General features: G+C 49.2%; 28 protein-coding genes and 3 tRNA genes. 17 read left to right on the plus strand and 14 right to left on the minus strand.

Features of this window, described 5'->3' with window-relative positions; translation table 11 throughout:
• Positions 1-3: 3 nt before the first annotated feature.
• From mutL to tsaE, 3 genes are read right to left on the minus strand one after another with little or no spacing between them, the layout of a single operon-like run.
• The gene (gene mutL, locus A5320_RS02860) at positions 4-1,806 is read right to left on the minus strand and encodes a DNA mismatch repair endonuclease MutL (protein WP_068060669.1); all 1,803 of its coding nucleotides are present in this window, start codon (positions 1,804-1,806) and stop codon (positions 4-6) included.
• On the minus strand, positions 1,807-3,192 hold the full coding sequence (locus A5320_RS02865) for an N-acetylmuramoyl-L-alanine amidase (protein WP_231916646.1): 1,386 nt from the start codon (positions 3,190-3,192) through the stop codon (positions 1,807-1,809). It lies immediately after the preceding gene.
• A 29-nt stretch (positions 3,193-3,221) separates the two neighbouring features.
• A complete protein-coding gene (gene tsaE, locus A5320_RS02870; protein WP_068060674.1) occupies positions 3,222-3,692 on the minus strand; it encodes a tRNA (adenosine(37)-N6)-threonylcarbamoyltransferase complex ATPase subunit type 1 TsaE in 471 nt (156 codons plus the stop codon).
• Positions 3,693-3,895: 203 nt separating this feature from the next.
• Between tsaE and queG the strand changes: the two genes are divergently transcribed.
• A complete protein-coding gene (gene queG, locus A5320_RS02880; RefSeq protein ID WP_068060686.1) occupies positions 3,896-5,041 on the plus strand; it encodes a tRNA epoxyqueuosine(34) reductase QueG in 1,146 nt (381 codons plus the stop codon).
• Here queG and A5320_RS02885 read toward each other — a convergent pair.
• The 7 genes from A5320_RS02885 to orn all read right to left on the minus strand — a co-directional run bounded on the left by A5320_RS02885 (position 5,014) and on the right by orn (position 9,225).
• A complete protein-coding gene (locus tag A5320_RS02885; protein ID WP_068060689.1) occupies positions 5,014-5,241 on the minus strand; it encodes a DUF1289 domain-containing protein in 228 nt (75 codons plus the stop codon). The two genes, queG and A5320_RS02885, sit on opposite strands and share 28 nt — an antisense overlap.
• A complete protein-coding gene (locus tag A5320_RS02890; protein ID WP_197489957.1) occupies positions 5,241-7,349 on the minus strand; it encodes a putative bifunctional diguanylate cyclase/phosphodiesterase in 2,109 nt (702 codons plus the stop codon). Before A5320_RS02890 ends, A5320_RS02885 begins: the two co-directional genes overlap by 1 nt.
• Before the next feature lie 210 nt (positions 7,350-7,559).
• A complete protein-coding gene (locus A5320_RS02895) occupies positions 7,560-8,063 on the minus strand; it encodes a DUF4442 domain-containing protein (protein WP_068060695.1) in 504 nt (167 codons plus the stop codon).
• Positions 8,064-8,278: 215 nt separating this feature from the next.
• Positions 8,279-8,354, minus strand: a tRNA-Gly gene (locus A5320_RS02900).
• A 30-nt stretch (positions 8,355-8,384) separates the two neighbouring features.
• Positions 8,385-8,460 (minus strand) — tRNA-Gly (locus A5320_RS02905).
• Between the two features lie 36 nt (positions 8,461-8,496).
• A tRNA-Gly gene (locus A5320_RS02910) sits at positions 8,497-8,572 on the minus strand.
• Positions 8,573-8,673: 101 nt separating this feature from the next.
• Positions 8,674-9,225 carry an oligoribonuclease gene (orn, locus tag A5320_RS02915; protein WP_068060697.1) on the minus strand — a complete coding sequence of 184 codons (552 nt, stop codon included), beginning with the start codon at positions 9,223-9,225 and terminating at the stop codon, positions 8,674-8,676.
• 105 nt (positions 9,226-9,330) lie between these two features.
• Between orn and rsgA the strand changes: the two genes are divergently transcribed.
• The 5 genes from rsgA to A5320_RS02945 all read left to right on the plus strand — a co-directional run bounded on the left by rsgA (position 9,331) and on the right by A5320_RS02945 (position 13,194).
• A complete protein-coding gene (gene rsgA / locus A5320_RS02920) occupies positions 9,331-10,383 on the plus strand; it encodes a small ribosomal subunit biogenesis GTPase RsgA (RefSeq protein ID WP_068060701.1) in 1,053 nt (350 codons plus the stop codon).
• 12 nt (positions 10,384-10,395) lie between these two features.
• On the plus strand, positions 10,396-11,262 hold the full coding sequence (gene asd / locus A5320_RS02925; protein ID WP_082971495.1) for an archaetidylserine decarboxylase: 867 nt from the start codon (positions 10,396-10,398) through the stop codon (positions 11,260-11,262).
• A gap of 52 nt (positions 11,263-11,314) precedes the next feature.
• Entirely contained in the window at positions 11,315-12,001 is a 687-nt protein-coding gene (locus A5320_RS02930; protein WP_068060707.1) for a glycerophosphodiester phosphodiesterase, read from the plus strand.
• A gap of 311 nt (positions 12,002-12,312) precedes the next feature.
• Entirely contained in the window at positions 12,313-12,741 is a 429-nt protein-coding gene (locus A5320_RS02940) for a GreA/GreB family elongation factor (protein ID WP_068060711.1), read from the plus strand.
• A 42-nt stretch (positions 12,742-12,783) separates the two neighbouring features.
• Positions 12,784-13,194: a GreA/GreB family elongation factor gene (locus A5320_RS02945; RefSeq protein ID WP_068060713.1), complete on the plus strand. Its 411-nt coding sequence runs from the start codon at positions 12,784-12,786 to the stop codon at positions 13,192-13,194.
• Between the two features lie 51 nt (positions 13,195-13,245).
• On the opposite strand, the gene A5320_RS02950 is transcribed toward A5320_RS02945, so the two are convergent.
• Positions 13,246-13,635, minus strand: a complete 390-nt coding sequence (locus A5320_RS02950) for a MerC domain-containing protein (protein ID WP_068060714.1) — start codon at positions 13,633-13,635, stop codon at positions 13,246-13,248.
• Positions 13,636-13,804: 169 nt separating this feature from the next.
• Between A5320_RS02950 and A5320_RS02955 the strand changes: the two genes are divergently transcribed.
• Both A5320_RS02955 and A5320_RS02960 read left to right on the plus strand, forming a co-directional pair.
• Positions 13,805-14,113: a prephenate dehydrogenase gene (locus A5320_RS02955; RefSeq protein ID WP_068060718.1), complete on the plus strand. Its 309-nt coding sequence runs from the start codon at positions 13,805-13,807 to the stop codon at positions 14,111-14,113.
• Positions 14,114-14,317: 204 nt separating this feature from the next.
• Entirely contained in the window at positions 14,318-14,632 is a 315-nt protein-coding gene (locus A5320_RS02960; RefSeq protein ID WP_157605601.1) for a hypothetical protein, read from the plus strand.
• Between the two features lie 19 nt (positions 14,633-14,651).
• On the opposite strand, the gene A5320_RS02965 is transcribed toward A5320_RS02960, so the two are convergent.
• The 3 genes from A5320_RS02965 to A5320_RS02975 all read right to left on the minus strand — a co-directional run bounded on the left by A5320_RS02965 (position 14,652) and on the right by A5320_RS02975 (position 17,498).
• Positions 14,652-15,194, minus strand: a complete 543-nt coding sequence (locus A5320_RS02965) for a DUF3016 domain-containing protein (RefSeq protein ID WP_068060722.1) — start codon at positions 15,192-15,194, stop codon at positions 14,652-14,654.
• 297 nt (positions 15,195-15,491) lie between these two features.
• Positions 15,492-17,129 (minus strand): chaperonin GroEL, encoded by a 1,638-nt coding sequence (gene groL, locus A5320_RS02970; RefSeq protein WP_068060723.1) that lies wholly within the window; start codon positions 17,127-17,129, stop codon positions 15,492-15,494.
• A 78-nt stretch (positions 17,130-17,207) separates the two neighbouring features.
• Positions 17,208-17,498 (minus strand): co-chaperone GroES, encoded by a 291-nt coding sequence (locus tag A5320_RS02975; RefSeq protein ID WP_053423916.1) that lies wholly within the window; start codon positions 17,496-17,498, stop codon positions 17,208-17,210.
• 343 nt (positions 17,499-17,841) lie between these two features.
• On the opposite strand from A5320_RS02975, the gene A5320_RS02980 reads away from it, so the two are divergent.
• From A5320_RS02980 to A5320_RS03020, 9 genes are all read left to right on the plus strand, one after another.
• Entirely contained in the window at positions 17,842-19,665 is a 1,824-nt protein-coding gene (locus A5320_RS02980) for a protein-disulfide reductase DsbD (RefSeq protein ID WP_231916647.1), read from the plus strand.
• 264 nt (positions 19,666-19,929) lie between these two features.
• On the plus strand, positions 19,930-20,391 hold the full coding sequence (gene aroQ, locus A5320_RS02985; protein WP_068060726.1) for a type II 3-dehydroquinate dehydratase: 462 nt from the start codon (positions 19,930-19,932) through the stop codon (positions 20,389-20,391).
• Between the two features lie 30 nt (positions 20,392-20,421).
• Complete coding sequence (accB, locus tag A5320_RS02990) at positions 20,422-20,868, plus strand: acetyl-CoA carboxylase biotin carboxyl carrier protein (protein WP_068060728.1); 447 nt, start codon at positions 20,422-20,424, stop codon at positions 20,866-20,868.
• 16 nt (positions 20,869-20,884) lie between these two features.
• Positions 20,885-22,228, plus strand: a complete 1,344-nt coding sequence (gene accC / locus A5320_RS02995) for an acetyl-CoA carboxylase biotin carboxylase subunit (RefSeq protein WP_068060729.1) — start codon at positions 20,885-20,887, stop codon at positions 22,226-22,228.
• A gap of 181 nt (positions 22,229-22,409) precedes the next feature.
• Positions 22,410-23,291, plus strand: a complete 882-nt coding sequence (gene prmA / locus A5320_RS03000; RefSeq protein WP_068060730.1) for a 50S ribosomal protein L11 methyltransferase — start codon at positions 22,410-22,412, stop codon at positions 23,289-23,291.
• 130 nt (positions 23,292-23,421) lie between these two features.
• Positions 23,422-24,240, plus strand: coding sequence for a MipA/OmpV family protein (locus A5320_RS03005; RefSeq protein ID WP_068060733.1), 819 nt, complete (start codon positions 23,422-23,424; stop codon positions 24,238-24,240).
• Positions 24,241-24,306: 66 nt separating this feature from the next.
• Positions 24,307-25,458: a sensor histidine kinase gene (locus A5320_RS03010; RefSeq protein WP_068060735.1), complete on the plus strand. Its 1,152-nt coding sequence runs from the start codon at positions 24,307-24,309 to the stop codon at positions 25,456-25,458.
• Positions 25,436-26,176: a LytR/AlgR family response regulator transcription factor gene (locus A5320_RS03015; protein WP_068060738.1), complete on the plus strand. Its 741-nt coding sequence runs from the start codon at positions 25,436-25,438 to the stop codon at positions 26,174-26,176. Before A5320_RS03010 ends, A5320_RS03015 begins: the two co-directional genes overlap by 23 nt.
• Positions 26,177-26,186: 10 nt before the next feature.
• Positions 26,187-26,843, plus strand: a complete 657-nt coding sequence (locus tag A5320_RS03020; RefSeq protein ID WP_068060742.1) for a hypothetical protein — start codon at positions 26,187-26,189, stop codon at positions 26,841-26,843.
• Positions 26,844-26,989: the final 146 nt, after the last annotated feature.

Raw genomic sequence — 26,989 nt, forward strand, 5'->3', positions numbered from 1 at the left:
TACTCATGGCTTGGCCTCTAACAACAGCTGACTAATTGATATATCTAATGGCACTGCATGCCAGGACGAAGGCTCGGACAAATGTGGTGCAAAATAGTTTAAAAAAATCGATAAAGAAAACCAATTTTGCTGCAAGCCGCTTTGCAGTAGCTGAAGCAGCAACTGACGCGCGCCAGATTCGGTTTGCTCTGGCCACTGTTGCCACCAGAGCGGCAACCATTGACTTAACGCAGTTTGCCGCAACAACAGCGGCACTGCCCTCACAATCAACACGTTATTGTTTAATACCAAATCAAAACCTAATTCCGCCAGGTTTTGCGCCTGTTTCAGTAACACTGCTTTTTCGGATGCTTGTAGCGTAAGTCGCAGCGGCAACAATAATGACGACGATGCCGCCGGCTGCGCCAGCCATAAATCGCATAAGCTGTAGCTGGCATCAACCAGCCATAGCTTATCGTCGAATGCTGCAACCGCGTAACAACCGCCAGCAGCTAACCAAGGAGATCCGGAATCACTGAATGACGGTAATGGCGCTAGCGCGGCGTTGTCAGCATTGACGCCATTCGCGGGAGGAGCAGCTACCGGCAGTGGCCAACCAGCACCTGGTCTTGCTGTTGTTGGCGGCGTTGATGTAAATACCCGCGCTGGACGATGCGAAAATGCGCCAAAATTGGCGGTAGTACCGTGTTGGTTGGCGCCATAATTGCCGGTCGCCTCCCGAATCGAAGGCGATTTCACCAGCTTAGAAGCTGCTGAAATAGCAACAGTTGACGAAGCTTCAGCTTCTTCAACGGCGGCATCAAATAAAGCAGGTTGCAGACAAACCTGCGCCAACGCACTGACTACAAAATCGTGCACCAACCGCGCCTGATGAAACCGAACTTCGTGTTTTGCCGGATGCACATTGACATCGAGTTGCTGCGGATCCAGTTCCAGATAAAGTACAAAGGCTGGTTGCGCGCCTGGTAACAATATATCGCCATACGACTGACGAATAGCGTGATTCAGCAGTTTGTCACGCATCATCCGGCCGTTAACATAACTGAACTGACAAGCGGGCTGCGTCTGACAGGCATGCGGTAACTGCACCCAGCCCCACAGCCGCATGTCATCGTACTGACTTTCGACATAAAGCGCTGATTCAATAAAACCGCGGCCACAAAGCTGCGCCAGACGTTTTTCCTGGGCGGCTCTATCTGTTGCTGCTTTTAATTGGCGCACGGTCTGGCCGTTGTGGGTTAGCGTCCAGTTCACGTCATAACGACTCAATGCTAACCGTTTGACCAGCTCGTCGATATGTGCAAACTCGGTTTTGTCACTGCGCAAAAATCGCCGGCGCGCCGGCGTATTAAAAAACAAATCCAGCACTTCAATGCTACTGCCTGGAGGGTGCGCTGCCGGGCGCAGTTGCACCTGCATTTCACGGCCTTCAGCAATGGCTTGCCAGGCACTATCCTGATCTGCGGGTCTGGACGTTAACGTCAGCCGCGACACCGAACTGATACTGGCCAAAGCTTCGCCCCGAAAGCCCAGGCTAAGAATTTGTTCTAAATCAGATAATTGATGGATTTTACTGGTAGCGTGGCGGCAAAGCGCCAGTTCGAGCTCGGATTTAGCGATGCCACAGCCATCGTCGCGAATGCGGATGAGCTTGCTGCCACCTTTTTCGATGTCGATAGTAATAGTGGTCGCACCCGCGTCCAGACTGTTTTCGACCAGCTCTTTCACCACAGATGCTGGCCTTTCAACCACCTCACCTGCGGCAATCTGATTCGCTAACTGAGGCGATAAAATCTGGATAGCCATTTATTCGGGGATCCGCAGCACCTGACCAATTTTAATATTGTCAGTGGTCAGCTTGTTGTAGCTGCGAAGTACCGACATCGGCACCGCATAACGTTTAGCCAGACCGGATAACGACTCGCCGCGTGTTACCTTATGCAAACGTGGATTAACAATACTTTCTACCGGCTCGCTAACTCTGGTCACGTTTTGTGCTGAGGAGGCGCTGCTGCCTGCGCTTCGGATCTCGCTGGGCTGACTGCGCCCAGGTGCCTGACCTTTGCGCTGCGCTAGCCAAGAATCGGCCGGCGGCGATTGTTCAAAATGACGCTTTAAGGCGCGAAAAACTGCCGCTGCAAGCTTTTGCTGATGGGATGCTGATTTTAACTTTTGTTCTTCGCTGGGGTTTGAAATATAACCGGTTTCGACCAAAATCGACGGAATATCCGGTGCTTTGAGTACACCAAGACTCGCGGCCTGTGGTTCTTTTTTGTGCAGATGGGTCACTTTACTCATTTCTGCGAGCACCTGACGTGCCACTTCAAAACCAGTGGTCATCGAATGATTCATCGACAAATCGAGCACAGTTTGCGCCAGATAACGCTCGTTAGCCGAATCCTTAATCACTTCCGCCACACCGCCCAACAATTCGGAATGTTGTTCGGTTTGCTCCAGCATCCGGCCGACCTCAGTTGTCGCACGGCGTAAGGACAACACCCATACAGAACCGCCATGGGCTTTGCGATTAGCAACCGCATCAGCATGAATTGAAACCAGTAAATCGGCTTGTTTATTGCGGGCAACATCCGGTCTTTTGCTTGGATAAATATAGTAGTCTGAAGTGCGGGTCATCACGGCTTTAAAGCCAGGTTCTTTATTGATCAGCGCCATCAACCGCTCGGAAACAGCCAGTGTGACATGCTTTTCATAAGTGCCTTTGGGGCCAACAGCGCCCGGATCATGGCCGCCATGTCCGGCATCAATCGCAATAACCACTTCGCGGCCACCAGCGCGTTGGGTTCGGGGCGCAGGGGCTGCGGTAATCGCTTGTTCAGCCTGCGGATCAGCTAAGTCCAACACCAGCCGATGGCCATACCTGTCCAGTGGCGGCAAACTAAAGGCTTTTTCGCGGGCCGGCCGATTGAGTTCGACCTGCAATAAAATACCACGGCCCGACGCCAGCCGCTGTACCCGGATATCTTTGATTAAATCCGATTGTCCGGACATTTTACCCAGTGACGGGCTATCAATATTATTGATTTCCAGCTGTACCAGATTTTGTTTTTGACTGAGCAACCGGAATTGCGCTTTCCCGCTTAAATCAAATACCACCCGGGTACTGTCAGGGGACGGCCAGATCCGCACGCTGTCGATGCGCTCGGCAGCCAGCAGCGATGTACTGATCAACATGATAAATACAGTGACAAGCCGCATAAGCTTCATGTGTTTACCAGCCCGAGCATCTGCTGCCCTAACGGCGTTTGTGCCCGTAAGTGGATCATGCGCTCAGTTTCAGAAATAACTTGCAATTCAATGTCCAAATCGGCCGTTGGTAACAAAGGTTCACCCCGCTCTGGCCATTCAATCAAACAAAGCGTGTTGGCAGAAAAATAATCCCGAATGCCCATAAATTCCAGTTCTTCCGGATCCATTAAACGATATAAATCAAAGTGATAAATAGTGAGTGCCGGAAGTTGATAAGGTTCGACCAGGGTATAAGTCGGGCTTTTCACATTGCCCTGATAACCCAAAGCATGCAACAAACAACGACTGAAGGTTGTTTTGCCAGCGCCGAGGCCTCCATGTAAATAGATAACGCCGCCCTGCAGACAGGCTGGTGCCAGCTGGCTGGCAAAAAGTTGGGTCTCGGTTTCAGTGTGCAGGAGTCGTTGGTAATGAGTAACGAGCATGCCTTTCCTCAATCAGAATTCAAACGACCGAAAGTCAGATTGCTCTGGCTGGGTCAATGCGGTCTATGCTATCAAATTCATCCTGTCAGAACCACAGGCAATTTGGCGAATGCCAGAAAGCACCTCGCCTGTGCTACCATATCGGTGTCGATAAATCTGTTGGTTGAACCTTTCGCCACTGCCAAAATTACAGTAGAACATGCATGAACACCCCTGTTGCCACGCCTGATATGACCGAACTTACCGCTCAGATTAAACAATGGGCGCTGGATCTTGGTTTTTCGCAAGTCGGTATCGCCGATACCGACCTGCAACTGGAAGAACAGCGTTTACAACAGTGGCTGGATCAGGGCATGCACGGTGAAATGCAGTATATGGCGCAGCACGGCATGATGCGCGCAAGGCCGGCCGAACTGCTGCCGGGAACTTTACGGGTCATTTCAGTACGCCTGGATTATTTGTCTAAAGCCGCTGGTTTTGCTACCAACCTTGCCGACCCAACGCAGGCCTATATCAGCCGCTACGCTTTGGGTCGTGATTATCACAAAATCATCCGGCAGAAACTAAAACAACTGGCTGACAAAATCAGCGCTGTTCAAGGCGAATTTGGTTTTCGGCCTTTTGTCGATTCAGCGCCGGTGCTGGAGCGGCCACTTGCCGCCAAAGCTGGCCTCGGCTGGATTGGCAAACATAGTTTATTGCTGAACCCACAAGCTGGCTCATGGTTTTTCCTTGGCGAACTACTGGTCGATTTACCGCTGCCGGTGGATCAGCCACTGTCCCAAGACTGCGGCAACTGTGTCGCCTGCATCACCATGTGCCCGACCGGCGCTATCGTCGCGCCTTATGTGGTGGACGCCAGACGTTGCATAAGTTATCTGACCATTGAGCTCAAAGATGCCATTCCGGAAGACCTGCGGCCACTGATTGGCAACCGCATTTATGGCTGTGACGACTGTCAGTTGGTCTGCCCGGTCAACCGCACTGCCCCGCTGACCGATGAAGATGATTTCCAACGCCGGCCCCAATGGCAAAGTCAGACACTGCTGGCACTTATGCAATGGGACGAAGCCACCTTTTTAAAACAAACAGAGGGCTCTGCTATCCGGCGCATAGGATTTAGTCGCTGGCAACGGAATCTGGCGGTTGGTATTGGCAACGCGCCTTACAGCGAAGAGAATATTAAAGTACTACAAAGTTTTAGCGACCACCCGGATCTGATGGTGCGGGAACATATCGAATGGGCACTGGCGCAGCAGCTGCTGAAACAGCAACAGTTGGAGTTACAAAACCGTCAACAACAACGCTTGATCCGGATTATTCAGCTCGGTTTGCCACGTGATGCCTGATCTACCGCCTGAGCCGACGTCAAAACGTCAGCCGGACGCTTTTTTGCAGTCAATCGCTGTTCCGCCTGAGCCAGGATCTGTTGTTTCTGCGCTGCATCCGCCTGATGCCAACCACATATTTCAGTTAAACTGCGGCCACAACCCAGGCAAATATCATCTTGATCCAGGCAGCAATTTCTTTGGCAAGGTGCCTTATCCATTAGTGTTGCTCCGTTCCTGTAATGGTGGTTGCTGATTGCCGGATAAATGCGATAAAGTCGTCGGCGCGTAACGGTTTACTAAAATAATAACCCTGAATAAAATCACAACCCAGTTCGTTCAGAACTTCCAGCTGCGCTTTGGTTTCCACCCCTTCAGCCACCACCTGTACGTCCAGCACTTTCGCCATATTAATCAGCACCGCAGCCAAAGCACGAGCTTTGTCTTCGGTTGCAACATCGACAATAAAGCTTTTGTCGATTTTAATAAAATTGACCGGATAACGACTTAAATAGTTCAGCGCCGAATAGCCGGTACCAAAATCATCAATCGCCAGCTGTAATCCTTGTTGATGCAGCTTAATGATATTGTTTTGCTGCACTGAAATCCGGTCCATAAACAATGACTCAGTAATTTCAAAAATCAGCTGCTCGCAGTCAAGACCGACCGCTGCAATCATTTGCAACCATTCATCTGCGACATGATGCACGTTAAATTCCTGGCTGCTCCGATTGACCGACATTTGCAGGGGTAAACCTAAGGAATTAAAACGTTTTGCGTCGACTAAGGCTTGTTGCAAAATCCAATGCCCTAACGGCCTGATGGCACCGGTACGTTCGGCGACACTGATAAAATCGAGTGGCGAAATCAAGCCGCGCTCCGGATGTTGCCAGCGCACCAGCGCTTCACATTTGGTAAAACTGCCACTTTGCACATCATAAATCGGCTGATACACCAGGAAGAACTGCCCTTGCTGCACACCTTTGAGGATTTCATTGTGCAGATGGACAAACCGATCGGCCTCTTTTTGCATCACCGCGTCATAAAAATGGTAGGTATTACGGCCGATTTGTTTGGCGGCGTACATGGCACGATCGGCATGTTTCAGCAGATCACCATGATTCATGCCATCGTGCGGGTACATCGCAATACCAATACTGGCACTGACGGCCAGCAACTTATCGCCGACCTGCACGGGTTTTGCCAGTTCCTGCACCAGTTTTTCGGCCATTAATTCAGTCATTTCCGGGCCGTTACCCAGTGCCGACGCCACGACAAATTCATCCCCGCCCAATCGCGCTAATAAATCATGTTCACCCACCAGCAATTTCAGCCGTTCTGCCACTGCCCGCAGTAGTTTGTCGCCGACTAAATGCCCAAGGCTTTCATTCACTTGCTTAAATTCGTCTAAATCAATACACAACAAACTCAGGCAACTTTGGCTACCTTGTGCCTGTTTTAACATGCGTGAAAGGTTTTCGGTAAACACAGCACGGTTCGGTAAACCGGTGAGCGGATCAAAAGTGGCCTGAAAGGCAATGGTATGCAGTGCTTGTTCACGCTCCCCTGCCATTCGAAGCAACAGCATGAGCGCCGAACACAAGAGTACAATCACCACTGCGGCCAGTGCCGCCATCCATTGCAGCGGACCAACCAGCCAGGGTAATTTATGCTTGGCTGCTGCTTGTAATTGCCAGCGACCAACCGGCAATTTGATATCTGCCATCACCCGTTCAGCCTGCAATAACTCCTGGTTACCCCAGAACAATTCATCAGGCTGGTCATTGCCGTCTTTGCCAGATAACCCGACCCAATATTGCTGTTGCAACGCTGGCAAATTTGCCCGTTGCAGCAAGGACTCCAGTGGGATAATGGCGGCGATGACACCCCAGTTTTGCTGATCACTGGTTTGCACTGGCACTCTGACCACCAAACCTGAGCCACCTTGTAATAAATTCACCGGCCCTGCGACGACCGGCAAGCCCAGACTGATGGTTTTTTCGATGGCAGCAAGCTGCTGCGGAATATTACGATAATCAACACCGATCACAGTTTCGTTACCCTTCAGTGGATAAACGTAACGGATGACCAGATCCGGTGCTATCGCCACATGGCGGAAATAAGGATAGTTATGCAGCAGTAAAGCAACTCTGGCGTCAAGCTTGGTTAAATCAGTGTCAGGTTGCAGCACCAATTCGCTACGGATGGAATCGAGCGCCACTACGCCACTGTTCACCATGCCTTCGAGTGCCGAGGCATAATTGGTCAGCGTCTGCAGCAATTGGTAACGTTGAGATTCAATATATTTGGCACGTTCTTGTGCCAACATAGCGAATGCCAGAATCGACAACAACACCAATAAAATCAAGCTGACCGTTGTCGGATATCTGATCAGAAGGTTCCCGAAAAACGGCACAGGGGTGCTTTGAGTGATTATGCGCGGAGTTACATTCAAACCAAAGTTATCCATCGTCGGAACACCCCTGAACTTTATCAGGCAAACAACTGGCGCGCCAGTTGTGGCATGGTGAATCAACGATTAGTTTGTTTTAGACCGGTTTTTCGAAACCCAGGCCCAGACGTATTCGGCGATGACCGGCTCGACGCCGAGCTGATCACGAATTTGTACTTTGATCGTGATTTCGCCTTTTTCCTGCACACGGATTTGTTGGATTTGCTCGTCACTCAGCTCAGCGACGGCCGTAAGTTTGCCGGTGGCTCGTTTGACATAGTCCAGATGCATTGATTTTAAAAGGGGTAAACGGTCATCCGGTACATGCATCCCGACCAAAAAACCACTGGCAGATTCGCCAAGTAGCGCCATGGCTGCCGCATGCACCGAGCCGATGTGATTCTGGACTTTTTTGAAATTGCCCTGGGCTAATACCGCTTGCTGAAAATTAAGCTGCTCAATGACGATACTGGCGGTACCGGCAAACTTAATTGCGCGGCCAAACAAAGTTGACAACAACCAGCTTTGCATAAAAAGTGGCGCCCGATGGATTTTTCCAACAAGCCGGCTGAGTTTATTATTCGCATTCATACTGGTCTTACCTGATTGGGATTTGGCGGTAAACTACCAGTTTGGTCTAAAGATTTCAATCTGTCAGCGCTGCGGCAGGCAACTCCAGACCAGGCGAAAGCGCTGGTTAAGTAACTGAAACAGTATATGACGATATGAAAAATGAAAGTGTTGTTGTCTGCCAGAGGCAGAAAACGACTGGATGTTAAAAGCTGACACAGAACTATCGGGAAAACTGGAGCGGGCAACGAGACTCGAACTCGTGACCTCGACCTTGGCAAGGTAGCGCTCTACCAACTGAGCTATGCCCGCAATACGAGGATTTCTTACAATGTTGACGATTGGAGCGGGCAACGAGACTCGAACTCGTGACCTCGACCTTGGCAAGGTAGCGCTCTACCAACTGAGCTATGCCCGCATCATCGTCAACTTATAACACTGCAACTGAAGAATTTGGAGCGGGCAACGAGACTCGAACTCGTGACCTCGACCTTGGCAAGGTAGCGCTCTACCAACTGAGCTATGCCCGCATCAACTTCTTCAATTACCGCTTAGTTACCGCAGAACTGGCGTTCAACTTTGTCACTAAGCGGGGCGCATTTTACAAAATCAGTTTGAGTTTGCAAGCACTTTATTCCGGCAACCGGAAAAAGTGTGTGCGATAGACCATTAATTCAGCAATTGAATCGCGAATGTCATCTAACGCCAGGTGACTGGATGATTTATTCACCAGTTTCGTCACTTGTGGGTTCCAACGTTTCGCCAGTTCTTTTACGGTGCTGACATCCATGTTGCGATAATGGAAAAACTCTTCCAGTTTCGGTGCGTATTTCACCAGAAAACGTCTGTCTTGACCGATACTATTGCCACACATCGGCGACTTGCCTGCCGGCACATACTGGCTTAAAAAGGCAATGGTTTGATCCACTGCGGCGTCTAAATCAGTGTCACTGTCGCGGCAACGCTGGGTCAGACCACTTTTACCATGTTGCTCTACACACCAGGCACTCATATTGTCCAGCACTTCGGCTGGCGTTTTAATGGCGAAAGTTGGTCCTTCGGCCAAGACGTTCAGATTGCTGTCGGTGACGATGGTCGCCATTTCCAGGATCACATCGATATCCGGCTCCAGACCGGTCATTTCCAAATCGATCCAGACCAGATTATTTTCATTCACAGACATAAAAGGCACCTTATGGGTTTGCTACTTTGTAACTTCACTGAATGCTAGTATCATACTACGCCTGACGCCAACTGGAAAACGCCCTCGCCGGGCCTGTGAGAAACAGTGACGAAAAAGAAACATCTAAACAATCGCCAAACCGACCGTATTGCCGGCAATCAACAAAAACGCCTGGATCGGCTGGAAAAAAAAGCCGCCAAAGTTGAGCAACAGCTTGAGCATACCCAACTTAGTGCACCGGAAGCTGGTGTGGTGATTAGCCGTTTTGGTCAACACGCCGATGTTGAAGACCACAATGGCGCAGTTGAACGTTGTAATATCCGCCGTACTATTAACTCCTTAGTCTGTGGCGACAAAGTGGTTTGGCGTCGCTCCTTGCAGCCACAAGGTGGCATCAGCGGCGTGATTGAAGCGGTGCAGGAACGAAGTTCTGTGTTGTCGCGTCCGGATTTTTATGATGGCTTAAAACCCGTTGCAGCCAATATTGATTTATTGATCATCGTCTCTGCGGTATTGCCAGCACTGTCGCTGAATATCATCGACCGTTATCTGGTCGCAGCCGAAGCGATGCAAATCAAGCCTTTGTTATTACTGAACAAAATTGATTTACTTAACGCAGATGAGCGCGCCGTCGTCGACAGCCAGCTGGCGATTTACCGTAAAATTGGCTACGAAATTTTGCTGTTAAGTGCCAAAACCGGTGAAGGCATGGCGCAACTGGATGAGTACCTGAAATCAGGTACCAGCATCTTCGTTGGTCAATCGGGTGTGGGAAAATCTTCGTTGGTCAATAACTTGCTGCCAGAGCTGCAAGTGGTCACCCGTGAAGTGTCAGATGGTTCCGGTTTGGGCCAACACACCACCACAGTGGCACGGTTGTACCATTTACCTGAAGGCGGTGAACTGATTGACTCTCCAGGCATTCGCGAATTTGCCTTATGGCATCTACCTCCCGATGAAGTGCTGTGGGGCTTTAAAGAGTTCCGTCCCTGGCTTGGCCGCTGTAAATTCCGCGACTGTAAACATCTGAACGACCCAGGCTGCGCATTACATCACGCCATTGAAATTGAAGAAATTTCATCCGAACGTTTTGATAATTACCATAAAATCCTGCTCAGCATGGTGCAGGACAAACCGAATTTTTTTAAAGTTGATTAAGGATCCAGCAACGTGGATAAAGTAAAAATAACTCTGCAATACATCATGCCAAAGCATTTAATTTCCCGCTTGGTCGGGTTACTGGCAGCAGCCCAATTAGGCGCAGTGTCGCATGCGCTTATCAAGTTATTTATTAGAGCTTATGGCATCAATATGAGTGAAGCAAAACATGAAAATGCTTCGGATTATCAAAGTTTTAATGAATTTTTCACCCGCCCGTTAAAAGACGGCATCCGTCCGGTGGTTGCTGATGACAACATCATAGTGCAGCCGGTTGATGGCGCTATCAGCCAGCTTGGCGCAATTGCCGGTGACGAGCTCATTCAGGCTAAAGGCCACACTTATTCACTGCAGGCCTTGCTTGGCGGCGCCAGTGAAACTGCAGCGCCATACCTGAATGGTCAGTTTGCCTGTATCTATCTGGCGCCAAAAGATTATCACCGCATTCATATGCCAATTGCCGGTACCTTGCGCGAGATGATTTATGTGCCGGGCGAGCTGTTTTCGGTCAATCCACTGACGGCAGAAAATGTGCCGTCGTTATTTGCGCGTAATGAGCGTGTTGTCACAATTTTTGATACTGCGGTTGGGCCAATGGCGTTAGTGCTGGTTGGCGCCACTATTGTTGCCAGTATCGAAACCGTCTGGGCCGGTACTATTACGCCGCCAACCGGTAAAGAAGTGTTCCGCTGGAGTTATCCGGCCACTGGCGCTAATGCGGTGAAGCTCGATAAAGGTGCCGAAATGGGCCGCTTTAAACTCGGCTCCACGGTGATTCTGGCTTTTGCACCGGATCAAATTGCCTTTAATGATCAGCAGTACCCAGGCGCAGGCACCCGGATGGGTGAAGCTTTTGCTACCATGACTGCTGCTGTCTGAGCATAATCCCGACACCTGAAAAATCGCCAATGAACACCACCGGAGGCCACTGATGAAAATATTCGCCCATCGCGGAGTCAGCGGCCACTATCCGGAAAATACCCTATTGGCAATTCAGGCAGCCATCGATTGCGGCGCTTATGGCATCGAAATTGATGTGTTTGCGGTTGCTGGCGAGCTGATTGTCATTCATGATCGTCAGCTAAAACGCACCACCAAAGCTTCTGGCAATATCGAAGACTATACTTTGGCCCAGCTGCAACAGTTGGATGCCGGCAAAGGTCAGAGGATTCCGACTTTATGGCAGGTGTTGCAGCTCACCAACAATAACTGTGTGCTCAATATCGAACTCAAAGGCCACGATACTGTGGATCTGTTGCTCCAACTTATACTAAGGGCACAACAGGAACTTGGTACCGATTTAGCCAAACTGCTTATTTCTTCTTTTCATCACCCGTTATTGCTGCAGGTAAAACAGCAGCAACCTGCGCTGGCCATCGGTGCTTTAACCGCTTGTATTCCATTAGATTATTGTGAGTTTGCCAGCAAACTTGGCGCAGTATCGGTGCACTGTGATCGCGCTTTCATCGATGAAAAGATGGTGCAGGATGCGCATCAGCGTGGGCTGGCAATTTATGTCTATACCGTCAACGATCAGCGGGAAGCTTTACGATTAAAAGCTTTAGGCATTGATGGTATTTTTTGTAATTATCCAGCAGAAGCGACTGGCTGGTTTTAGTTGTTCCGCCATCAATAATCCACCTTCAGCTGGCAATATTGAGCCAGAAAAACCATTCATGTCAGATTTCCGGCCACTGGTCGAAGTTAAAGGAAAGTTGGTTGAATTTACCGGTCAAGCTGAGTATGGTCGGCCAATCTGATCACTATTCTTGCGGGAGATTGCTTGTGCTAATTGCTTTAACTTCAAGTCGTCCCCTTCTATCCTGGTATTTTCCTACCACCTTACATCACTAAGCCGGTTCTGCGCTGTCAGAACCGGCTGTTTTGCATTCGCCTTATTTTCCTCGAATATTGCTTGCAGGTACTGTGATGACTTTTTTCAATTTTTCCCTACTGGCGAATGCCAGTGCCCCGCTATTTGCCCGCTACAGCTCCCGATACATTATCCGATATAGCACCCGGAATTTCTGGCCTGTGTCCCCCATAGCGCTGGCCGCAATGCTGCAACAGTTAGAACCGCCAGCAACTCGCAGCAAGCTACAGATCAGCGGCATTCAGCCAGGTTGCTCGGTATTGCTGTGTAATGAAGCACAGCAGTGCGAATGGCTCACACTGCTAAGCGAAGTACCAGGCAACCATTCCGATACCGAAATCGCTTTATTGTCGCCACTTGGTATGGCGCTGGTTGGTAAAAATGTGGGTGATGAAGTGAGGCTGTTAGTTGCAAATAGGCAATCCAGCTTCATTGTCGCGGATATCATCCGGGTCCGGCGTCAACCGGGCAATCTTAGAAAGTAAGCGTGAATACATTAACTGCCGCTAAATTCCCCTGGAGGAACTATGACAAATCAACCATCAACCCGTACCATTTCGACACTCGACTACGAGCGGCTGGAACTACTGTTACAGCGCTTACCAGCTCAAGACATGCAGCGCCTTTATCTGCAGGCAGAACTGGAAAAAGCCACTGTGGTTGATCCGGCTGAAATGCCGCCGGATGTCATTAGCATGAACTCACTGATCCAGCTGAAATTATCAAGTAATGCAGAAATCCGTGAGTTACAGCTGGTCTATCCAAAAGATCTACAATCGGACAAACCACAATTGTCAGTACTGGCAGCCGTTGGTATGGCGTTGTTGGGACGACGTCAGGGCGATTTAATTCAGTGGAATCATTTGGGGACGGCAGGAAAAATCGAAGTGATTCGGCTGATATCACAGCCCGAGCGGGAAGGTTTATATTATCGCTGAAATGATTGTTACGGCTACAGCCTGCACGGCAGGCTGATGGCAAAGAGGAATTTAGTGGCTTTCGCAGCTATGACATTGATTGCAAAGGCGGATATTCAGAATATGCGCAAACACTACAAAAGCAGCGCCCACGATTAGCACAAAATGCTCGTATTCATGACCCAGCAAATCTTTTTGCCAGTAAATAAAACCACCAAGGAACAACGAATAAAACGGATATAACTTGCGATGGTAACGATGAAAACCCGCAAAAATAGTAATAAAACCAAGCACCATGGTCACCAGTAACACGATTCGTTCTAATGCATGGTTATGAACTGAGGTTAAACCTAACAATGGCAGAACAGGCAATAACACCGGCAGCATAATACAATGGATGGCGCATAAGGACGTCACGGCGATCCCCACTTTGTCCAATGTATGACGGATATTTTCGAACATGCTGCCTGACCTCTGCCAAATTTGAAATGAGATGATATAACAAATCTGTCGAGTTGAAAATGGCTTTCCCGAATTTCTCTGCAATATAGACATTGGCTGCAATCGGCGTCACTCGTGCTTTGCAGCCTGGTTGTGGCATAATAGCGCTCAGAAATTTTGAGGAAGCGTTATGGAACAGTTACTTAATCAACTGGATTTAAATTTAAAAGAGCTTTATCGCAAGGCGTTAGATGCCGACGCAATTTTAGATGAATTACAAAACAAAGGTCAGGCGCGACATCAGGCGATTTTTCCGGCACCGTCAATTTTTCGAGTCAGCAGCCCGCGTTTTATGCCCTATTTATCCGAAACTGCTGAACAGGTATCCGCGATCCGTCAAACGCAGCAGTTTAATACGGCAACTTTGGAACTGGTGGTGAAGCAGCTGCAGTTGCTGCATAAGACATTAACTGAATTTCGAGCGGTTGTAGCCAAATAAGCTAAACTTGAAGGCAAAGTTGCGGTCAAATTGTACAGTTGCGTTAAATGCTATATAGCCATAATCATTGAAGATGCGGGTAGGCGACAAGAGAGTGAGACCCCAGGAGCATAGTTGTCCTATGTGACTGGGGCGAACGAGCGAAGGCAACAACCCCGCACCTTCAAGGATGAAGGGTATATGCAACACAGTGGAGGTCCGACGATGCCAGTTTCAGCAGTGAATACCTCATTAGATTTGGTGCGGGTGGTCGCTCGCACCGAAAGTAAAAATCCGACCACTGATGTCAGTTCGACCGCGAAAATTACGACCGAATATTCCGCGCCACTGCGTCAGGCCGCCGAAAATGATAATAGGGTGACACTAAGTACCCAGGCAACTTCGACAGCAAACGAAGCAGAATCAGCAAACAACGATTCAGTCAAAGTCAGTAGCAGTATTGGCCGGGCGGCCTCTGCGGGGCAATTGAGTCGGGATGAAGCAGTGGCGATTTATCAGAAAATCGCCAACTTGCTGTAATGTTGAATGTTCTACAAAGTTATTTACTGACGGTTTGTGGCACTATCACTTTGTTAAACCACTTTTTCAGCATTTCATGTTCGTACGCGAACTCGCGGCTTTGATAACCAATGTGATTGGATGTCATAAAGCCCATATCTTTGATTTTGACATCGGACTCTTGCCGGATTGGCTGTTTGTTCTGATCAAACAGTACATAATCCAATTTGATTCTTGGGAAGTAAATATCTTTAATCACCCGGATATCAGTGTTGTCTATCCGATACATCGGATTAACATCCCCTGCTAAATCAATGTCTTTCACACTGATTTCCATGCTGTATCCTGGCGGCAATTTTTCAGCCAAATCACCAAGAATTTTATCAAAAGCCTTCATCACGCGTTCTTGATAAGCTTTACGTGAGCCATTAGCCGGCCGGATATCGGAAAATTTCTCAGGATTGAGCCAGGTCATTTTCACCGCAGACGTCGTTGCCGCTTTTTCTGTTGTTGCAGCATGTACCTGAAAAGACAATACCGTCGCACAAAGCACGGTCGTTAGGTAGCCTGTGAATTTACGCATCTTCGTACTCCTCATCATACTGCCAACCATCAGCAGCGGATATCTGTTGAACTCTTAACCTTAACTATAAGCTTTTTCCTGACAGAAGACCGTAGTCAAATGTCGAAACATGTCGCTGAATGTAATTTTTTCCTGACATTGCCATGACATGCCAACCAAAAGGAATATTTGGGTCAGGGCAAAATTACTTCGCAAATCTTCATCTGCCCTCCCCTTAGTAACGGGTAACGTGCCATTTCCCCTTAAAAACGACAAACCCGGCTTGCGCCGGGTTCGTTTTTAGCGGGGATGTAAAAGTTACATCATGCCGCCCATTCCACCCATGCCGCCCATATCAGGCATTGCCGGGCCTTCTTTCTTCGGTAATTCTGTGACCATTGCTTCGGTAGTGATCATCAGCGAACCAACAGATGCAGCGAATTGCAGCGCTGAACGGGTCACTTTGGTTGGATCCAGGATACCCATTTCCAGCATGTCGCCGTAAACCCCAGTCGCTGCGTTGTAACCGTAGTTACCAGCGCCAGCTTTGACGTTGTTCACAACAACTGATGGCTCATCACCGGCGTTATCCACGATTTGACGCAGTGGTGCTTCCATCGCGCGCAGCGCAATTTTGATCCCGTGGTTTTGATCTTCGTTGATGCCACGAAGTTCAGACAGCATTGCCGCTACACGAACCAGTGCCACACCACCGCCAGGTACCACGCCTTCTTCAACGGCAGCACGGGTTGCGTGCAGCGCGTCTTCTACGCGGGCTTTTTTCTCTTTCATTTCGATTTCAGTAGAGGCACCTACTTTAATCACTGCCACACCGCCGGCTAATTTCGCCAGACGTTCTTGCAGTTTTTCTTTGTCATAATCAGAAGTGGCATCTTCCACTTGCTGACGGATTTGCTTGACGCGGCCATTAATGGCTTCTTGCTCACCGGCACCGTCAATAATAGTGGTGTTGTCTTTGGTGATCAGCACGCGCTTGGCAGTACCTAAATCTTCTAAAGTTGCTTTTTCCAGCTCCAGGCCGATTTCTTCAGAAATCACCACACCGCCAGTCAGTACCGCAATGTCTTGCAGCATGGCTTTACGACGGTCGCCAAAACCTGGGGCTTTCACTGCAGAAACTTTAACGATACCGCGCATGTTGTTGACAACTAGCGTGGCTAAAGCTTCGCCTTCTAAATCTTCAGCGATGATAAGCAAAGGCTTGCCAGATTTGGCCACGCCTTCCAGAACTGGCAACAGTTCACGGATGTTGCTGATTTTCTTATCAACAGTCAGGATGAACGGATTGTCCAGTTCTACCTGGCCCGCTTCCGGGTTGTTGATGAAATATGGAGACAGGTAACCGCGGTCAAACTGCATACCTTCAACCACAGCCAGTTCGTTCGCCAGGCCCTGGCCTTCTTCAACGGTGATCACGCCTTCTTTACCAACTTTGTCCATCGCATTCGCGATGATCTGACCGATTTCGTCATCAGAGTTTGCAGAAATAGTACCTACTTGCGCGATGGCTTTTGAATCAGCACATGGCTGTGACAGCGCTTTTAATTCAGCAACTGCAGCGATCACGGCTTTGTCGATACCACGTTTTAAATCCATTGGATTCATACCGGCAGCAACAGCTTTTACACCTTCGTTGATGATGTTTTGCGCCAGTACTGTCGCAGTAGTCGTACCGTCACCAGCTTCGTCATTGGCTTTAGAAGCAACTTCTTTCACCATTTGCGCGCCCATGTTTTCGAACTTGTCTTCCAGCTCGATTTCTTTGGCTACAGATACACCATCTTTGGTGATCATTGGCGCACCAAAAGATTTGTCCAGGATCACGTTGCGGCCTTTAGGGCCTAAAGTCACGCGTACTGCGTTTGCTAAAATATTGACGCCTTTGAGCATCTTGTTACGGGCTTCATCGCCAAAACGTACGTCTTTTGCAGCCATTTGAAAATTCCTCGGAAATTTGTATTCAATTAATTCGTGAAATGCAATTCACTTAATGCAGCGTGCTGATACTGAATATTATTCAGTGATCACGCCCAGGATGTTGTCTTCTTTGGTAATGACGTATTCCTGACCTTCAATTTTTTCAGTGCGCTCAACGTAAGCGCCAAAGATCACTTTGTCGCCAACTTTGACGTCTAACGGACGGACAGTACCGTTTTCCAGGATCCGGCCGTTGCCGACTGCAACCACTTCGCCACGGGTCGATTTTTCAGCAGAAGCGCCGGTCAGAACAATACCACCGGCCGATTTGCTTTCTGCTTCCAGGCGTTTGATGATCACGCGGTCGTGTAATGGACGAATATTCATGCTTAATTTCTCCTAAAGCGTTTTTTGGGTTTTAACGAGGGCGTTAAATCTGTTGTGTCAGCTATATGGGGGAAGCGGCAAAAAAAACCAAGGGTTGGTTAAAAAAAATCTGCGGGTTCCCCAGCTTCGGAAAATGCGATTTGTCATTGGAGCCAACACTTGAAAGCAAAAGCCTTGCAGGACGGTCTTAGGGCTGTTGAACTTAAAGACGGCAGACCAGCAGAACTTTTTGTGATTTTGTCGCGAATGTCCAAGACCCAAAAGCAGGTGGTTGCGTATAGTAGGCTGGGCAAATGATTTTAGATGTAGATGCCATGAGCATCTTTAGCAAAGGAAATAACCATTGAAAGTCCGGATTTATAGTCTTCTGTTATTGCTGTTGATGGCCGTGCCACTACAAGCAAATGATATTCTTAGTAAACTGAGCCAAAGCAAAACCTTTTTACCGGTTGAACAAGCTTTTGTGCCGGACTTTGTGCAGCAAGACAATGAGCTGAAACTAAGCTTTCAGATTGCTGATGGTTATTACTTATATAAAGACAAATTTAAAATCGCCGGTGTTGCGGCCAGCTTTTCACATCCGGCTTACCCGCCCGGCATGCCGCATGAAGATGAATATTTTGGCAAAACCGAGGTTTACCGCCATCAGGTGGTTTTTAGTATTCCGCTGTCAAATATCGATGTCGACGCTAAGTTAAAAGTCCGGTTTCAGGGCTGTGCCGAAGCCGGTTTATGTTATCCGGTTACAACCATTGAAATTCCATTAATCCAGACTAAACCAACTGCAGCTGCCACCGGGGCCGTGTTGGCTGACATGAACGTTGCACCTGCTGAGACTACAACCCCTGAAAACAGCAACACTTCAATCTCAGCACCGGTGTCGCAACAGACGGAATTGGCCGAGCGTCTGGGACAAGACCGTAGTTTATGGACCTTGGGCTTGTTTTTTTTACTGGGTTTAGGCCTGGCATTTACCCCTTGCGTGTTTCCAATGTACCCCATTCTTACCAGCATTATTGTCGGCCAAGGCCAGCAATTGAGTACTGGTCGTGCTTTTAGTTTGTCGATGTCCTATGTGCAAGGCATGGCAATTACCTATTCATTGCTGGGATTAGTGGTCGCGAGCGCCGGCGTGCAGTTTCAGGCCTATTTTCAACATCCGGCCGTATTAATTGGCATCAGTGTGCTGTTTGTATTGCTGGCGCTGGCGATGTTTGGGGTGATTAACCTGCAACTGCCAAGCAGCTGGGCGGAAAAAGTCGGTACTATCAGTAACAAACAACAGGGTGGCAGCGCTAAAAGTGCGTTGGTGATGGGCGCATTGTCGGGCCTGGTCGCCTCGCCTTGCACCACGGCGCCGTTAACCGGTGTACTGCTTTATATCGCCCAAACCGGCGATATGGCCTACGGCGCTTTAGTGCTTTATGTACTGAGTATGGGTATGGGCTTACCGTTGTTGGTGCTTGGTAGTACTGGTGGAAAATTCTTACCAAAACCTGGCGCTTGGATGGATCGGGTCAAAGCAGTGTTCGGCTTCCTGTTGCTATCAGTCCCGTTACTGCTGCTGGAACGGATTCTGCCGACCGAAATTCTGGTGGTACTACTAACGATATTGGTGCTGGCATTTGCATTGTTTTTGCATCAAACCCAGCAAATGCTGCAAAAGCCGTTCGTAAAATCACTATTGTGGCTGCTGGCAATGGTGTTAGTGTTCGGTACCTTGCTGCTAAATCAACGCTTTTGGTGGCCAGCAGCAACGTCAGTTGCAGCGCCAACAAGCGCAGTTGCCAGTGCAGATGCCGGTAAATTTATTGATATTAAGACGCTGGCAGATTTAGACCGGGAACTAGCCGCCGCCAAAGCAGCAAATCAGTATGTGATGCTGGATTTATTCGCTGAGTGGTGTGTCGCCTGCAAAGAATTCGAACACATCACTTTTGCCGATGCCGGCGTGAAAACCGAGATGGCAAAAATCCGTTTATTGCGGATTGATGTGACCAAGGCTACTGATGAAGATCAGCAGGTTTTGGATAAATTCAGCGTGCTTGGTTTGCCAACTTTGTTGTTTTTTGCGCCAAACGGCAGCGAATTAACGCAATCCAGGGTCACTGGTTTTATGCCGCCGACGGAGTTTCAGGCACATTTAAGCAGTCTGAATCCATCTTAACTTCATGTTCCAACCGCGCTGCAGCAGGCTAAAGTACTGACTTTTGCCCGCTGCAGCGACCATTTCTGCCCGCACGACTATCCAGCCTGAATAAAGTTCCACTCTGCTGATAAGACCAGTATTTTGCTGCCATTTGCTGCGATTTCACTATAATAAGCGGCAACTCTGCAGAGCCGGGTGCTGAAAAACGGAAAAAGATGCTTTTTTCAACAGCCTTAGGCAAGATAATCGCAGATGATGGATCTTAAACGGAATAGGCGACAAATGGCTTCAGTTTTACGCGTTTTGCTTCTGAACGGCCCCAATCTGAATATGCTGGGTCAGCGTGAGCCCCAGATCTATGGTGCTGCCACTTTAGAACAAATTGTCGGTGATTTACGCCAACATGCCAGCACGCTGAATGTCGAGCTGACGCACCTGCAATCCAATGCCGAACATGAGTTGGTTACGACCATTCAGCAAGCGCTCGGCAAGCAGGATTTTATTCTGATCAATCCTGGTGCCTTCACCCATACCAGCGTCGCCATTCGCGATGCGTTATTGGCAGTTGCCATACCATTTATTGAGATTCATCTGTCGAATGTGCATGCCCGTGAGGCATTTAGAAAGCATTCCTATTTATCAGATATTGCTAAGGGGGTCATTTGTGGCCTCGGTGCCAACGGTTACCGTTATGCGCTGGAATCGGCAGTATCTACATTAAACACCAAGAACATAACCCCTTAACTTTACTCAACTAAGTCAGGCATCATCGTCATGGATATTAGAAAAATTAAAAAACTGATCGAGCTTCTGGAAGAATCAGGTATCAATGAACTTGAAATTACCGAAGGCGAAGAATCTGTACGTATCAGCCGCGGTGGCCCGGTGCAGCATTATGCACCAATGCAATATCAGGCTGCACCAATGCAGGCGGCTCCTGCTCCAGCCGCAGCACCAGCTGCCGCTCCAGCAGCACCAGCTGTGACGGGTTACCAGTTACGTTCACCAATGGTTGGTAGCTTCTACCGCGCCGCGTCTCCAACTTCGAAAAATTTCGCTGAAGTTGGCCAGACGGTGAAAGTTGGCGATACGCTGTGTATCGTTGAAGCAATGAAAATGATGAACCAAATCCAGTCTGACAAAGCAGGCACTATTACTGCAATTCTGGTGGAAAACGGCGAGCCGGTTGAATTTGACCAGCCTTTATTTGTGATTGAATAATTCAAAAGGCCGACCCATGTTAGAAAAAGTGCTGATTGCCAACCGGGGAGAAATTGCGCTGCGTATCTTACGCGCCTGCAAAGAACTCGGGATTAAGACTGTCGCGGTGCACTCCACTGTCGACCGTAATCTGAAGCATGTGTTGCTGGCCGACGAGACCATCTGTATTGGTCCCGCCCCGTCTCCACAAAGTTATTTAAATATTCCGGCATTAATTGCTGCCGCTGAAGTGACCAATGCCCAGGCCATTCACCCGGGTTATGGCTTTTTAGCGGAACGTGCTGATTTCGCCCAGCAAGTAGAAGACAGCGGCCTGATTTTCATCGGTCCGCGGCCGGAATCCATCAGTCTGATGGGTGACAAAGTCTCCGCCATTGAAGCGATGAAAAAAGCCGGTGTACCTTGTGTACCGGGCTCTGACGGCGCAGTCGGCGACGATGCTGACACCAACAAAGCGATCGCCAAACGGATCGGTTACCCGATTATCGTTAAAGCGGCCGGCGGCGGCGGTGGTCGTGGTATGCGTGTGGTGCGCAGCGAAGACGAATTAGTTTCTTCGATTGAAATGACCAAAGCTGAAGCCAAGGCTGCTTTTGGTAATGACATGGTTTACATGGAGAAATTCCTGGAAAACCCACGTCATATCGAAATTCAAATTTTGGCTGACGGCCAGGGCAAAGCCATTCACTTAGGTGAGCGTGACTGTTCAATGCAACGTCGCCACCAAAAAGTAGTGGAAGAAGCGCCAGCGCCAGGTATCACCCAGGAACTGCGTGATTTTATCGGTGGTCGTTGTGTGCAAGCTTGTATCGACCTGAACTATCGTGGTGCCGGTACTTTTGAATTCCTGTTTGAAAACGGTGAGTTCTTCTTTATCGAGATGAATACCCGTATTCAGGTAGAGCATCCGGTGACTGAAATGATCACTGGCGTTGATTTGATTAAAGAACAGCTGCGAATTGCTTCTGGCATGCCGTTGTCTATTAAGCAGTCTGATATCGTCATTCGTGGCCATGCCGTGGAATGCCGGATCAACGCTGAAGATCCAAAAACCTTTATTCCATCACCAGGCACCATCACCCGTTTCCACCCGCCAGGTGGCAATGGTGTACGTTGGGATTCGCATATTTATGCCGATTACACTGTACCGCCAAACTACGATTCAATGGTTGGCAAGCTCATCACTTACGGTGAAAGCCGTGAAATCGCCATCGCGCGGATGCGTAATGCGCTGAGTGAGCTGTTGGTCGGTGGTATCAAAACCAATATTGATTTGCACAAAGAAATTATGACCGATGTGAATTTCAATAAAGGCGGCACCAATATCCATTATCTGGAACATAAGTTAGGCATGAAATAAGCCTGCTATATGCTAAAAAAGCTCCGTAAGGAGCTTTTTTTATGTCACACAGGGAAGAACGGTGTAACGAAAATTCATGCCTTCGAAAGCTCCAGCACAACGCTGCGGTGCCAAGCAGGCCGAAAGCTGTTAAAATCCCTCACCATAACCTCGCTGAAATTTTTGTTGCCGGACTTTTACCATGCCCTGGATCCAACTGCGCGTTCACACCACCGAAAAACATGCCGAAACTGTCAGCGATATGCTGATGAGCTGGGGCGCCCAAGCCGTCAGTTTTGTTGATGCTCAGGACACTCCGATTTATGAACCGCTGCCAGGTGAAGTGATTTATTGGGCCAATACAGTCGTTGTTGGGCTGTTTGATGCCGAGCACAAAATGGATAAAGTGATTAAACAGCTGGAACAAGTCAGCCTGTTTAAAAACGGAGTGCAATACAAGCTGGAACAGTTAGAAGACAAAGACTGGGAACGGGAATGGATGGACAACTTCCACCCGATCCGTTTTGGCAAAAGGTTGTGGGTGTGTCCAAGCTGGCGCGATATTCCGGATCCGACTGCAGTCAACGTCATGCTAGACCCTGGCCTGGCCTTTGGCACCGGCACCCACCCTACCACCGCACTTTGTATGGAATGGCTGGACGCGCAGGAATTATCTAACGCCACTGTGGTCGATTTTGGCTGTGGCTCCGGTATTTTGGGCATTGCCGCGCTGAAACTCGGCGCTAAACGGGTGGTTGGGGTTGATATTGACCCACAAGCCATTGAAGCGAGTCTGGCCAACGCTACTCGCAACGGCGTTGCCGGGCAGATTGAACTGTATTTACCCAAAGATCAGCCATCGTTACAAGCAGATGTGGTCGTCGCCAATATTCTGGCCGGCCCACTGGCCCAGTTAAGCACGATTATCAGCGCTTATGTCGCACCAGGTGGCTGGTTAGCTTTGTCGGGTATTCTGGAAAGTCAGGCGCAGTCGGTGATAGATGCCTACAGCGGTGAATTTGAGTTCGACCCGGTGGCAGTGAAAGAAGAATGGGTGCGGTTAAGCGCCCGTAAAAAGCGGTAATTAAATAGCGCCTGTTGTTCATCCTGCATAAGCGCAGTTTATCCTGTGCACTGCCGCTTTATCTGATAGTCAAACCTAACTGAATCTCCACCGTTAAGCTCCTTGCAACTACCTACTGCAAGGAGCTTCCATGAACTTTTTTTCCCGTTACACCACAGATTTAATCCGATCATCCAGGCAACAGCGCATTGCAGCGTCTTTGGTGCTGGCCACCGGCTTTTTCAGCAGCTGTTTACAGGCAGAATCATGGCTATTTGATGCAGGCTTTGTGGTGGTCGCCAGGCAACAGCAATGGCTGGAGATTGAAGCCGATCAACAATTACTGCCGCTGTTTGTCGCTCATTATGGCAACTGGCAGTTTGGTACCACTGAAAGCAACCTGGTCAGCTATCGCTGGCAGTTCCCGCAACAACTGTCACTGCAACTTGGCGCCGGCATCCGCGATCTTGGTTATGGTGCCAAAACCCAGGCTCGTAGAAAGTACTCCCAGGCGTCGGTTTTTAACGGCTATCAACTACCAGATCCGGAAGCCGTGGTGAATGTCGCCCTGAAATGGCATTGGTTTTCACTCCAGCTCGGTCATCAGCTCGACGATGAAGAGTTGGCATTGCAAGCCAAAGCCGGCGTGCAAGTACCTCTTTGGCAACATGAACGAGGCGCCAATCTGGCACTGCTGCTGGAAGCCCGTTATCTGAATGAAGAATTAGCGCAGCGGCTGTATGGTGTTGATTTTGACAATCAGGATTTAACGGTCGGTCGCCCCTACTTTAGCGCTCCAGGCGCGGTGAACTCTGCCATCGCTTTGCAATTTACCTATCCATTAACCAGACAGTGGCTGTTGCTGGCGACACTCAGCGCAGAGCAACTGGATAAAAAACTTCAGGCTAGCCCCTTGGTTGGACGAGATCGGATCACTGAGCTGTTGCTGGTTGCCAATTACCGCTTCTGATTAATTTTCAGTTATGCAATGATTTAGTCACTTAAATAAGACAAATTAATAAGAAATGGAGCAGGCATGATCCGAACACCGAATGCAGCAATAACTGCAGCCGACCCGGCGACGGCTCCGGCGACAAACCGGCTGACTGTCAGTAACTGGCGCTACTGGCGACGCGAACTCCTGCAATTGTCCGCTATTAACAGCATTATCGCCGGACTGCTGTATTGCCTGGATACCCAAACCAGCTTTGCCTTGCAATTATTGACGGCAAATTGTGTCGGTTGCTGTATCTGGTTGCTGAGCCATGGTGCGCGGTGGTTATTCGCAGCAAAACTCAGTTTGTTGCGCATTCAACTGCTAACGGTATTGCCGGGGTTGTTTAGCGGATTAAAACTGGCGGCTTGGTTGGGCGCCCCAGATTTTTTCCAATTAAATGCGCAAGTACCGGAGCTCGCCAGTCGCAGCTTAATCTTCAGCTTGCTGGTCACCTTTATCGCCGCCGCATTTGTGCTGCAACACTATCAGAGCCAGCAATATCGCATCCGGCTGGAGCAGCATAAACGCCAGCTGGCAGAAGTTTGTGCCAGCGAAAATCAGGCGCGGCTGATGCTGCTTCAGGCGCAAATCGAACCGCACTTTTTGTTTAATACCCTGGCGACAGTGCAGAGCCTGATCGACACCAAGCCAGAACAGGCCCAGCAAATGATGCTCCACCTGAACAGTTACCTACGCAGCAGCTTACAACGCACCCGCCAGCCGATGGTGATGTTACAAGATGAAATTGAATTGATTGAACATTTACTTTGGATGGCCAAAATCCGTCTTTCAGACCGATTGAGCTACCAAATTGAGGTTGATGCAAAATTGCGGTCACTGCCCTTTCCGCCTTTGCTACTGCAACCCTTGGTGGAAAATGCGCTGCGCCATGCCGTGGAACCATCGTTAACTCAGGTGCAACTGCAGATTTTCAGCCTGCTGGAAGCTGGCCGACTGCGCATTATTGTGCGTGACGATGGTCCTGGTCTGCAAGCCAGCAGTCCAAACCCGGGCAATGGCCTGGGGCTGGAAAATGTCCGCCAGCGGCTACACCAGCTTTATCAGGGACAAGCCAGCCTGAAACTTTATGCCCGACAACCGCATGGCTGCCATGCCGAACTCAACCTGCCATTTTGCGCTGATGATGTCCAACCGGAGCTGCCAAGCCATGCCAACCGCCTTGCTCGCTGATGATGAACCTTTATTGCTGACATTTTTACAGGAAAAGTTGCAACTATTCTGGCCGGAACTGGAGATAGTCGCCACAGCTAACTGTGGCCCTGGCGCCTTACAGCAGCTCCAACAGCAGTCGATTGACATCGCCTTCCTGGATATCCGGATGCCGGGATTGACCGGTATGCAAGTCGCGGCGGCCTGCCCGGACTGTCAGGTGGTCTTTGTCACTGCTTATGATGAATACGCTATCGCGGCTTTTGAACAAGCCGCTGTCGACTATTTACTAAAACCTGTCTCCGACGACCGGCTACTGAATTGTCTGAAAAGGCTGCGGCAAAGCTACAGCGGTGAGTCGGCCAGAGTTTCTGTGAAACCGGCCATCGACATCCAAACTGCTATCAAACCCAGCCCATTGCGCTGGTTTCATGTCGGGCTTGGCCAGCAGATCCGGCTAATCGCACTGGACGAAGTGTTGTACTTTCAGGCCAGTGACAAGTACACCGAACTGGTAACACGGCAGGAAACACATCTGATCCGCACGCCGCTAAAAGAGTTATTAGGCCAGCTTGATCCATCGGCTTACGCCCAAACCCATCGCAGCTGCATTGTCTGTTTGCGCGCTATCTCTTTTATCGAAAAAGATATCTTCGGCCGGCAGCATATTCATCTTAGGGAACGCGCCGAAGTACTACCGCTAAGCAGACTATTCGCAAGTCAATTCAAACACATGTAAGGAGGGAACCATGAAATATACAGCTTTGACTCAAGTGCTGGCAGCCGCGTTGTTAACCGGTTGTGGCAGTGACGATTACACCATTAAACTGGATGGCGTCCACGGCAGAACCGACGTACAGCTGATTAATACCAGCCAGGTACCGCTTGACTTTCACATCGGCAGTTTTAAAGGCAATGGTGATGCGCCTGATATAAAAGCGCATAAATATCGGGTTGGTACGCTCGAAGCAGGTCAGGATCAGCAACAGGTTAAAGTTGATCACAATTGGGCTGACGAGAGATTATCTGTACAGGCTTTCCACCGTCTGACGGCCCAGGGCAGTGAGTATTTACGGCACAAATCGGAAGTTGGCAAAGATTTAACCCTGGTCGCCTGGCAGGAAGGAACGCAAGTGCGGTTGTCGATGTTTAGAAAAAGCAGTAATTCGCAAAATGGCGTGTATCGCATGCGCCTGCTAGCTACCTCCGATGATGTGCTGGTTCAGGCCGGCAATGTCAGATTACCGCTGAAAAAAGGCGAGCTAAGTGCCTGGTTCAGTCTGAATCATTGTCTGGGTGACCTGAAATTAAATGATCAGGTGGTGGATGTGTGTCAAGCCACGGCCGGACAATCATTTTTGCTGGTCGTAGATAAAAGCAAACTGCTCAGTCTGACACAAAGTTAACCTTCATCCGCTTCGTCACGGATATTAGCGTTGCGCTGCCAATTACCGAAAGCCAGTTGGCAGTTCAACGACAACATCATCAGAACCACCGCAAATAACAAATAGAGGATTGCAATCCAGACATATTGTTATAATATAACATCTCT

The sequence above is a fragment of the Rheinheimera sp. SA_1 genome, from assembly GCF_001669775.1.
Taxonomy (GTDB): Bacteria; Pseudomonadota; Gammaproteobacteria; order Enterobacterales; family Alteromonadaceae; genus Pararheinheimera.